Source organism: Leptospira bouyouniensis (assembly GCF_004769525.1).
Lineage (GTDB): Bacteria > Spirochaetota > Leptospiria > Leptospirales > Leptospiraceae > Leptospira_A > Leptospira_A bouyouniensis.
Map to the genome: position 1 here is coordinate 115434 of NZ_RQFT01000008.1, position 11393 is coordinate 126826.

Below are 11393 nucleotides of genomic sequence, written 5' to 3' on the forward strand. Positions count from 1 at the left end.
CATGGATTCCCTTCAAAAAGCAGATATTACAATCATTGGTGGAAGTTATTCAGGACTTTCTGCTGCACTTACCCTTGTTCGATCTTTACGAAATGTTCTCGTTATTGATTCCGAAAGGCCATGTAATCAAAACACACCTTTCTCACATAATTTCATTACACACGATGGGATCAAACCGAGTGAAATAAGACAAAAAGCATTATCAGATTTAAATGAATACAAAACCTTCAAACTACAATTAGGTGAAGCTACTTCGATTCAAAAAAAAGGTTCTGGATATTTAATCAAAGGGAATGGATTGAATGAAATCCAAACTGATAAAATCATTTTTGCGACTGGTGTCAAAGATTTATTACCAGAGATACCTGGTTTTGCACAAGCTTGGGGGAAAACTGTCATCCACTGTCCTTATTGCCACGGATATGAATATGTAGGGAATCAAACTGGATTATGGATGAATGAAGAAGGAGTATACGAACATGCTAAATTTCTAAAACACTGGTCAAAAGAAATTACCATTTTTACAAATGGCCCAGTGCAATTTTCCACGGAAGAGGTAAACAAAATTGAATCAGAAGGAATTGCGATTCAAACCGAACCAGTCATGGAACTAATCCAAAAGGATGGGAAAATTTCAGGATTGTTATTCCAATCAGGGAAAAATTTCCCACTCCAAACATTATATTCAAAAATACCGATTGTTCAACATTCAAAATTACCGGAAGAACTTGGATGTAAACTTCTGCCAAGTGGACTTATTGATGTGTCTCCATTTTATGAAACAAGTATTTCGGATGTCTATGCCGTGGGAGACATGGCATCCATGTTTCGCTCCGTAGCACATGCCGTACACTCAGGGAATTTGGCAGCCTCAAAGCTCAACAGAACAATGATATTGTCTTAATTACACTTCTTCTACAAAGTACGGTCTTGTATATTCGCGGACGATCTCTACCACAAATCGTCCCCAGGATTTTGGGTCTTCTTGTGAGATGTTCACTTGTTTGATTTTTGGAAAATAAGCAGTTGGTTTGAATACGGTATGGGTGAGTTCCAATGCCCTGAGGTAATTGTCCAATCGTTTCACTTTCACAAAATTGATGATTTCTGTTTGGATTTTTTCTTTTGGGAGGTATCCCACGATGATCATACGTGGGAATAGGTTTTTTTTGAGTAGGCCAATGAAGTCTTCAAAACTATCCACTCGGTCGATAAAACCTTCATAGGCACCACCCCCAAGGTTCATGATTTGTGTCACAATGTCCATGGAAAAGGAAACCCCTTCCATCGTTGACATATCGGAAATGATCACAAGCCCTTCGTCTGGTTGGAACACTTTGAACATATCAGCACCTTTAAAGTGCCGTCGGAGGAGTTTGGCGGCAGAAACATCGATTTCTTGCGCTTTCGCCAATAGTACCTTCCCTTGCGGATCCAATATGGGATCTCGGGTAATGAGATACCGCTTTTTTACGGCATTTTGGTTCATGACTCGAAAGGCCTTTACTTTTTCCTCAATTTCATCTAGAGTTGAGTAGCCAATTTTGAGTACATTTTCCCGTTTTCTTTTGCCGATGTCTGTTTCTTCCATGAAAGCTTGGTGCCTAAATCTTTGTATTGCTTATCCTATGGCAATTCAGCCAATGTATAGCATATTTTTGTCTAAGGTATAAAATGCGGTTCAAATTTTACCCACTCCTGTTCTACTCGTTTTTATTTGGTTGTTCCTCCGTCGATTTTATTCCAGAACCTGATTTTCGCCCAAATGATCATCGTTATAGGGTGCAATCTTGGCAAGATGTGGAAATTCTGAGAGAAAGGCCCAAAAAACTCTTTAAAATCGTTGGAGAGATCATTATACGGAATACAGAGGATCTCACTTGGGAAGAGTACGAACCAAGGCTGAAAAAAGAAATGTTTCAGCGTAAAATTGATGGAGTTTGGATGACGGAAAAAAACCAATCCACGATTGACAATCTTTCTGTTCATACCATGGACCAAAAAGGAAGGACTACAAATTCCTTTCTGCAACAATCAAACCTTCCTTATTGGAAAGGATATGCATTTCGTTATAAATAAACTATGCCACGAAAATTCGATTCTGAAATTTATATCTCCCCTAATGATGAGTGGATCTTCCGAGGGAATCCCATTGAAAAAGAAGAAATCCTCACATATTTTCGCAATAACTTACACGGAAATGAAAAAGGAGTCTATATTGAAAATACTTTCGGTGAACTTTCCGAGCATGGTTACATCAAAATCGATGGATTTCCATGCCATGTATTACATATAGAAGTTTCTGAAAGTGAGATTATCTTCCTCACAGATGATGGTCGTAGTTATCCGTTTGGGGAATTTGAGATCTACGAAACAAAAGACGGCGGAATTTTAGGTCTTCGTTCTTCGGAGGAAAAAATCAAATACCGATTCACTTGGAATGCAGCAAAAGAATTGTCAGATCTTTTGACAGACGAGGATGGAATTACGTATTTGGATTGGAAGGGTGTGAAAATGGAGATCCCTAAATATACAGGAGAGGTAGTTGTTCCTCTCCCCACTGACTACAGTTAATTGGAAGGAGCTTCCTCATCGGCTTTTAGTTCCCGCCAAAGTTCATTCGCTTCCATAAAATCTTTTTTTAAGGAAAGTGCTTTGTGAAGGTATTGTAAGGACCTTTCCGGGCGGTTCCAAAGTTTGTACAGAGTTGCTAAGTTGAAATAGGAAATATGAGGGGCATCGTTTCTCTCACAACGTACTGATTTTTTTAACCAATACACAGCTTCTTTGTCATTACCCATTCTAAGCAGTAAAACACCGATTTCGTTACATGGATTGCCATATTCATGATCCAAACTAACGGCTTTGTAATACGAAGCCAAAGCATCACTCCACAAACCGAGTGCGTTTTGGACAAGTCCCAAGTAAAAATATGCTTCCTCTGATTCTTCCAATTCTAAACTGGAACGAAGGTGGAATTCGGCACGGTCTAAATCACCGATTTTAAAATGGTCTTTTGCTAAATCTAAAGAAAGTTGGAAAGAACTTGAAGACAAAGAGATCCTCACCTGTTTTCTTTCATTTTCGGATGTCTTAAAAATCTCCTTGAAAACTTATTTTTTATTTTTGCAAAAGTGAATGTAAATCCTCAGCAATTTGAGACGCACTCAAACGGTAGTGTTCTAAAATTTGGTTTCTTTCTCCATGGTGGATGGGTTCCAAAGGAAGGGCAAATGTCTTTAAAAACTTACCAATAAGAGAATTTGGAATTTCGTTCAAAAGGTAACCAGAAGCTCCTGCGTGAAGGTAACTCTCGTCTAAAATTACAAATTGTTTGGTTTTTGTGATGTAGGAATGTACAAGATCTTTGTCGTAAGGTCTTAACCAAAACAAATCAATCACGGATACAGAAATCCCTTTTGTTTTTAAAATCTCAGCAACCTGTTTGGCTATGGGTAACATAAAACCAATAGAAAGTATCAATAAATCGTTTCCCTCGGAAATCACCCTTGCCTTTGCTTTTGTGACTTGGTTTGGAGTTTCGAACTTTAACTCTCGTAAGTCGCCATTATCTTTTGGAAAACGAATCGCAATGGGATGATCCGTATAATCTTTCATAAAATGGAGGCAATCGATGATGTCTTGTGCTGAACTTGGTACTAAAATGTCCATATTGGGAAGACCAGCAAGATACCCTAAATCTGATAATCCTTGGTGGGTTTCTCCATCGGGTCCCACAATCCCTGCCCGATCGATAACAAATCTAACAGGTAAGTTCATAAGGGAAACGTCTTCTACCAACTGGTCAAGTGCTCTTGTTAGAAAGGTAGAATAGATGCACATATAAGGAATGGCGCCGCCGTTTGTCATGGCACCAGCAAAGGCAACTGAGTGTTGTTCGGCGATACCCACATCAAAAGTATGGTTTGGGTAAGTTTCGTGGTAATCACGTAAACCTGAACCTTCAATCATAGCGGGTGTGATGACTGCAATGCGTTTATCTTTGTTAGTTAAATCAATCAGAGTTTTTCCGACAATTTTTGAAAGACCAATTTTATTGGCATCGGCAGATGCCATTTTACCAGATTCTTTGTTAAACGGCGTGACTCCATGGTATTTAATTGGATCTGCTTCTGCGGGTTTGTATCCTTTCCCTTTTTGTGTGAGAACATGTAGAAGGACTGGGCCCTGAATTTTAGAGAGGTTTTGCAACATATGCACAACTCGGTTCACATCGTGCCCATCAATCGGTCCAAAGTATGTAAATCCCAAATCCTCAAAGAGTCCACCTGGACGCATCATAAAATGTTTAAAAGAAGTTTCCATATTATGGGCTAATGCCTGCAAGGCGGGCCCAATCAAAGGAATCCATTTTAAAAAACTATAAAAGGCGGTTTTTCCTTTATTGTACACTTGAGAAGATATGATTCGATTGAGATAATTGGAAATGGAGCCGACATTTTTGGAGATCGACATGTAGTTGTCATTTAAGATGACAAGCATATTCGGTTTGATATGCCCACCATGGTTCATGGCTTCCAACGCCATACCAGTGGCAATGGATGCGTCACCGATGACAGCAGCGACTTTGTAAGTTTCCCCCATTAAATCTCTGGCGCATGCTTCTCCTAAGGCTTGGGAGATGGAAGTGCCTGCGTGTCCTGTGTTGTATAAATCATATTTGGATTCTTCGCGTTTGGGAAACCCAGAGAGGCCTAACCATTTGCGCACAGTAGGTAGTTCTTTTTTGCGACCTGTAAGGATCTTATGTGGGTAAGTTTGGTGACCAACGTCCCAAATGATTTTATCTTTTGGGGTTTGGAAGACATAGTGGAGGGCTACTGTGAGTTCCACAACTCCGAGGTTACTTGCAAAATGCCCCCCCACATCCGAGAGGGTGTCGATGATGTATTCCCTGACGTCATGGCAGACGGCAGGGAGGTCGGTTTCCTTTAGGGTTCTAAGGTCTTCTGGGAAATTGATTTTGTCGAGATATGGATACGATGGCATTGAAACTTCATGTTGCCGCCTTTTGGAGTGGCCGCTTCATTTTCTCCATATCTTCTGGGTTTGTGATTCCAAGCAATTCGTAAATCCGAACAGGTTGGGTTTTTCCTTTTACGCGCACCAAATCGAGTTCTCTTGTCACCACTCTGTCTTTCACTTTTTCATACGTGTATTCTGAGATGATGATATTTGTGGTGTACATTTTATTCGAACCTTCCAATCGGGAGCCTAGGTTGATCGTATCACCCATACATGTGTATTCCATCCTATGAGAGGAACCCATGTTCCCAACAACAGCTGGACCAGAGTTGAGTCCGCAACCAATGTCGATCACTGGAACGTTTCGTTCTGCCCATTTTTGTTGGAGTACTTTTAAATGATCTAGTTGGGCAAGGGCAGCTACGCATGCATAATAAGCATGGTCTTCCAAAGGTACAGGTGCACCCCAGAAAGCCATGATGGCATCACCCATGTACTTATCAATGGTTCCCTTATATTCAATGATGATGTCTGTCATCGCTGAAAGGTATTCGTTGAGTAACTTCACAAGATCCTCTGGACCCAATTGTTCAGAGATGGTTGTGAACCCGCGAACGTCAGAGAAAAAGATGGTAATTTCTCGTTTGGAACCACCAAGCGCAAGATTGTCAGGGTGTTTGAGGAGTTCATCCACAACATCCTTTGAAACGAATTTGGAGAAAGTCTGGCGGATGTATTTTACGTTTTCTTCTTCCGTTAAAATCCTAAAACCAATGATGGCCACAAATACGACGATTTGTTCGATGGTTACGGAAGGTAATACCGTGATCAAGTTGAAAGATTGGAAAATATAAAGTGCTGCGATTACATAGAGTAATAACTGAGTTAACATGATCGCAAATCCAATATGTGTTTTCACTCTTGGTTGCAAAAATCCGATCATCACACCAAGTCCAACATAAATGAGAAAAATTCCCCAGTTTGGGACTGTGGATAAAAAGTCTTGGTTTAGAATCGTATTAACTGCATGTGCGTGGTGTTCAATCCCAGACATGTCACCAAACGGAGATAAGTGGGAGTCTTTCGAAGCTCCACGACCTGTTGCATAATACATGGCAACAAGAAATATTTTGTTATTAATTTGATTGGCTTCGAGTAATTCTTGATTCCAATCATTGGTTACTTCGAAGATTTCATTTTGTTTGAATGAATACCTTCCACCCACAAAATTGATTTCCATTTGGCCTTCCCAATCAATAGGAATGACCACTTCCCTATTTTCATTCGGGACATGCATGACATCACGTTCTTCAAATTTACGTGCCTTAACATTGAATTCTCGAATAATTTTGTTTGGGATGTTCTTGAGTTTTACATAATGGCCCATGTTGACTTCAACATCGGTTTGAACATTGATTCCATAATACTGGCAAACAATGAGTAAATCGATTGAAGGGAAGTATTCCGTTTCTCTATCTCGTCCAGAATTATAAACCTTAACAACAAGTGGCATTTTTCTGTTGAGGCCTGATTCATCTTTTTTTACGTTCGCAAAACCAAGACCAGCTGATAGTTCGCCAATTGGCTCAATTGGTGGTTGGGGGAATTTCACCCAAGAAATCCCAGCATCATTTTCATCGATGACATTTTTAATTTGGAACTTTCTAAGGATATCAATTCGTTTCTCTAAATTGAGAACAGCTTCTTTCGATTCCGCACTGACTTCCATAGGGTAGTCAAATAAAACATTGCGATTTTTTTGCAATGCAGCGACCATCTCTTCTGTTTGGCCAGGTTTATAATCTACGAAGAAAATATCGAACATCAGAATGTTGTTCGATTCTTTAAACGTTTCAATGATGTCAGCGTAATAACTCCATGGGAGTGGCCAAGTACCTTGTAGTTTTTCTAATGATTCAGTTGTGATACCAATGATATTGATATCTTTTCGCGCTTTGGCTGGAGGTTGGTATTGGATATACTCGATCCTACCTGTATCACCTTCGCTCTCTGTTTTAGTATTTGTACCTCTTAAAAATTGAAACCTAAACGAAATGGAATTTTCTTCCAACTCTTTAAGAGGTTGGAATGTGTTTACCATTGTGTACATAAAAATTGCGATCACATATGATAACCAAATAGCACCTGACTTTTGTTTGTCTTTCGAAACCTTTTCAATGATTTTGTATACAAAGTAGGATGAAGCGAGAAGGAGTAACATCCCACCGATTAGGAAGGAATACTCGTATACCCATCCTGTCATCAGAACAGAAACGATCACACCAAGTGATCCTAGGGTGGCGACGGCAACACTGAGGTAATCTAAAATCGAAAGCGATTTTGATTCTTTGTCGGACATAGAGCCTCTTTATTCGTTTAGGAATTTCCGACCATTCTCTCGGATTTTTTAAAGAGACTCAAATGTTTTTGAGTGATTCGGGAAAAAAATTTAAGTAATTGATGCCCGAATTTTTGAAATGTAATCTGCCAAAACATCTTTTGTTTTGGGGGAGTTTTGCCCATTCTCTTCTATGACTCGTTGGATGGCTGATCCAATGATGATTCCATCAGCATACCCTGCAATTTGGTTTGCCTGCTCAGGGGTTGAGATGCCAAATCCAGCACAGATGGGTAATTGGATGGTATCTTTTAAGAATCGAATCCTTTCCTTTAAGTCCACAGAAAATTCACGGCGTTCCCCAGTCACACCAAACGATGTAACATAGTAAATGAAACCAGTTGAAGTTTTCTTCAAAGATTCGATGCGTTTTTTGGTCGAAGCTGGAGTTACCAAATGAATCAAATCCATGTCCCTCTTTCTTAATTCATGGAAAAGAGTTTCACTTTCCTTCGTATCAAATGGTAAATCAGGGATCACAAGACCCACAACACCCGCTTCCTTTGCCCGATCTAAAAATGTTTGGATTCCACAATGGTAAATGGGATTAAAATATGTAAGATACACAAGTGGAGTTTCTTGTTTGTGCAAATGGATCTCTTTTGTGACACGAAAGATTTCATCAAAAGAGAATTTGTTTTTTAATGAACGTGCCACTGCTCTTTGGATCACAGGTCCATCTGCCACTGGGTCCGAAAAAGGGATTCCTAATTCTAAAATGTCAGCCCCATTATCTAAGATGGTTTTTCCAAATTCAATGGAATCATTGTAGTTTGGATCCCCTAAAGTGAAATAAGGAATAAATGCAGACTTAAATTTCCCACTGTTAAAAAGATCTTTTATTTTGCTCATTTACTTCTTTCACCTAACAATCGCAATACTTCAGTAACATCTTTGTCACCACGACCCGACAAACAGATAATAAGATCTTTCTTTTTCCCTAAATCTTTGGCCACTTCTCTTGCTACATGAAATGCATGTGCGGTTTCCAATGCAGGGATGATTCCTTCTATACGTGTGACTTCTAAAAAGGAGTCTAATGCTTGTTCATCGGTCACCATACGATAATCAACTCTTTTGGTTTGAGAGAGGAATGCGTGTTCTGGACCAACACCTGGGTAATCAAGCCCTGCTGATACAGAATGTGCTGGGACAATTTGCCCTCCTTCATCTTGAATGATGAGAGTTTTAGTTCCATGTAAAAATCCAGTTTTCCCATATGTTAACGTCGCAGAGTGTTCACCTGGTTTTGGACCAAGCCCACCTGCTTCCGCACCATATATAGCAACATGTTTGTCTTTCAAAAATGCATGAAACATCCCAATTGCATTCGATCCACCACCCACACAGGCAACGATTGCATGGGGGAGTTTATGATTTTGTTTTTTGAATTGAGACTTTGCTTCCTTACCAATGATAGATTGTAAATCTCTCACGATTGTCGGGAAAGGATGAGGTCCAATAGCAGATCCGACGATATAATGAGTTGTGGAAACATTCAATGCCCAATCTCGCATAGCTTCACTTGTTGCTTCTTTGAGTGTGGCTTCACCGGCAGTAACTGGTAAAATTTTGGCACCTAACATCTCTATTTTTTTAGCATTGAGATTTTGTCTTTCAACATCCACCGCTCCCATATAAACAACGGTTTCCATTCCAAACATAGCACCAACGGTCGCAGTGGCGAGTCCATGTTGACCTGCACCAGTTTCAGCAATAATTCTTTTTTTGCCCATAAACTTAGCAATTAATGCCTGTCCGATGGCATTATTGATTTTATGTGCACCTGTATGATTTAAATCTTCTCTTTTGAGCCAAATTCGAGCACCTCCCCAATGTTTGGTGAGACGTTCTGCATATGTTAAAGGACTAGGTCTTCCGACATAGTTTTGTAAGTAAAACTCTAATTCTTTTTTGAACTTTTTACTTTTCTTTAACTTTTGATAGGTGGATTCAAGCTCTTCTAGAGCCTCGGTTAGAATTTCTGGTGAGTATCTGCCACCAAATTCTCCAAAATATCCAGGTTGGTTTTTGCCCATATGTCCCAAGATAGAGAGATAGGCGAATATGAAAACTGCTTCTTGTGGGGAAAGTGGGGGATTTTTTGGTAGATTTCCCCGCCCGTATCGAACTGGGTGGGGTTATCCACCCGCCACCCAATGACCTCTGTTTATCACATCACTTGATTTTATCTACTAGTTCTTATGAACTTAAAAAAAATTCTGAAACAAAGTTCATGTTCCCGCACTCAAAACATCTTTTTGGATCGTCTCTTCCAGTTGGGAGATTCTCGATTTTAGATTGGATACCAAATTTTCATTTGACATAAATGGAACTGTTTCTTCCACCATGGACTTACGGTCGAGAATCGTGATTTCATTTTTTTCTAAAAACCCTTTCCCTAAGGTGATTCGAATGGGAAATCCAATGAGTTCTGAATCCTTAAATTTAAACCCAGGGCCAAGGTCACGGTCATCCCAAAGCACTTCAATGCCAGCTGTCACAAGTGCTTTGTATATCGATTCGATTTTTGCAATATCTTCCGGATTTTTTGCGATGCTCACCAAACAAACAGTAAATGGAGCAATGGAGACGGGCCAATAAATTCCTTTTTCATCATTACATTGTTCTATCACTGTAGCCATACATCGGTTCACACCAATCCCATAACAACCCATAGTCGTCGTCGTAGCTTTTCCTTTATCATTGAGAACCGTGATGTCAAATGCTTTGGAATATTTTTGGCCTAGTTTGAAAATATGCCCTACTTCAATTCCCTTTTCCGCAATTAGCCCTGACCCACACGATGGACATGGGTCTCCTACTTTTGCTTGAGAGACATCAATTTTAATTACTTCATCTTCTTTAAAATATGAAGATAGTTGTACACCCGCTATGTGGTTATCTAATTCATTTGCCCCTGCTATATAGGAAAAATTCCAGTCAAGTAAGGTATCAATGTAAATTTTGAGTGATTCTGATTTAGGAAACCCTGGCCCAATAAAACCTGGAACAAGGCCAAGTTTCTCCATTTCTGCAGGACCCATAGGTCTTAGTTCATTACAACCTAAATGATTTTTTAGTTTATTTTCGTTGAGCTCACGGTCACCTTCCAAAAAAACAAGGACATATTGTCCATCAGCAACGAGTACCACTGCTTTCAAAAGATTCTCTTCTTTCGTATTTAGAAATTCGGCGACTTCTGCAATCGATTTTTTAGCAGGAGTGTGAAGTTTGTCTTTACCAACAAACGACTGTTTTTCGTTGTTCTTTTTTGCGATGACAGGAGTTTTTTCAATATTGCCAGAATAATGACATGATGGACAAATCGTTAATGTTTCCTCTCCAATGGGTGACACTACCATAAACTCTTCAGATGCGGAACCACCCATATTGCCAGAATCGGCTTGCACAGGAATCGTCGTTAGTCCCATCCCTGCAAAAATCCTGCGATAAGTTTTACGCATGGTTTGGTAAGTTTTATCTAAGGATTCATCATCCAAATGAAAGGAATAAGCATCCTTCATTGTAAATTCACGAGATCTGATCACCCCAAAACGTGGGCGAATTTCATCTCGAAATTTTGTGTGGATTTGGTAGACATTAATAGGTAAATCTTTATAAGAACGAACCATCGGTTTCACAAGCACACAAAAAGATTCTTCATGTGTAGGACCAAGACAACTTTCATTGTCATGCCGGTCTTTTAAGCGAAACATTTCTTTTCCCATTTTATCCCAACGACCCGACTCTTTCCAAATTTCACTTGGTGTTAAGATGGGAAGTTGGAATTCCAATGCGCCTGCTGCATCCATTTCCTTTCTCACAATGCCTTCAATCTTACGTAGCACCCTTAAACCAAGTGGTAAGTATGAGTATAGTCCTGCTGCAGACTTACGAATAAGACCCGCACGCATCATCAATTTATGTGAGGCTACTACCGCATCTTGTGGGTCTTCTTTAGCAGTAGGAATTAAATAGGAACTAGCTTTCATTTCTCTTTTCTCAT

At 39.7% G+C, this 11393-nt stretch carries 10 protein-coding genes; 3 read left to right on the top strand and 7 right to left on the bottom strand.

Annotation, left to right across the window (positions count from 1 at the left end):
- Position 1: 1 nt before the first annotated feature.
- Complete coding sequence (locus EHQ43_RS08895; protein WP_135770888.1) at positions 2-904, top strand: NAD(P)/FAD-dependent oxidoreductase; 903 nt, start codon at positions 2-4, stop codon at positions 902-904.
- Here EHQ43_RS08895 and EHQ43_RS08900 read toward each other — a convergent pair whose 3' ends face one another.
- Entirely contained in the window at positions 905-1591 is a 687-nt protein-coding gene (locus EHQ43_RS08900) for a hypothetical protein (RefSeq protein ID WP_135635932.1), read from the bottom strand.
- 83 nt (positions 1592-1674) lie between these two features.
- Here EHQ43_RS08900 and EHQ43_RS08905 point away from each other — a divergent pair, with 83 nt between their 5' ends.
- Together EHQ43_RS08905 and EHQ43_RS08910 are read left to right on the top strand one after the other, a co-directional pair.
- Entirely contained in the window at positions 1675-2079 is a 405-nt protein-coding gene (locus tag EHQ43_RS08905; protein ID WP_135740686.1) for a hypothetical protein, read from the top strand.
- A 3-nt stretch (positions 2080-2082) separates the two neighbouring features.
- Positions 2083-2574: a hypothetical protein gene (locus tag EHQ43_RS08910; RefSeq protein ID WP_135770890.1), complete on the top strand. Its 492-nt coding sequence runs from the start codon at positions 2083-2085 to the stop codon at positions 2572-2574.
- Here the strand turns inward: EHQ43_RS08910 and EHQ43_RS08915 are convergent.
- The 6 genes from EHQ43_RS08915 to EHQ43_RS08940 form a co-directional block, all read right to left on the bottom strand.
- Positions 2571-3056, bottom strand: a complete 486-nt coding sequence (locus tag EHQ43_RS08915; protein ID WP_135618537.1) for a tetratricopeptide repeat protein — start codon at positions 3054-3056, stop codon at positions 2571-2573. The two genes, EHQ43_RS08910 and EHQ43_RS08915, sit on opposite strands and share 4 nt — an antisense overlap.
- 64 nt (positions 3057-3120) lie before the next feature.
- Positions 3121-5010, bottom strand: coding sequence for a 1-deoxy-D-xylulose-5-phosphate synthase (gene dxs / locus EHQ43_RS08920; RefSeq protein ID WP_135770891.1), 1890 nt, complete (start codon positions 5008-5010; stop codon positions 3121-3123).
- A 7-nt stretch (positions 5011-5017) separates the two neighbouring features.
- On the bottom strand, positions 5018-7345 hold the full coding sequence (locus EHQ43_RS08925) for an adenylate/guanylate cyclase domain-containing protein (protein ID WP_135740683.1): 2328 nt from the start codon (positions 7343-7345) through the stop codon (positions 5018-5020).
- Positions 7346-7435: 90 nt separating this feature from the next.
- Positions 7436-8236, bottom strand: coding sequence for a tryptophan synthase subunit alpha (gene trpA / locus EHQ43_RS08930; protein WP_135753103.1), 801 nt, complete (start codon positions 8234-8236; stop codon positions 7436-7438).
- Positions 8233-9423, bottom strand: coding sequence for a tryptophan synthase subunit beta (gene trpB, locus EHQ43_RS08935; protein ID WP_135770893.1), 1191 nt, complete (start codon positions 9421-9423; stop codon positions 8233-8235). The genes trpA and trpB overlap by 4 nt, the downstream gene beginning before the upstream one ends.
- Positions 9424-9618: 195 nt before the next feature.
- Positions 9619-11379 (bottom strand): proline--tRNA ligase, encoded by a 1761-nt coding sequence (locus EHQ43_RS08940; RefSeq protein WP_135770895.1) that lies wholly within the window; start codon positions 11377-11379, stop codon positions 9619-9621.
- Positions 11380-11393: the final 14 nt, after the last annotated feature.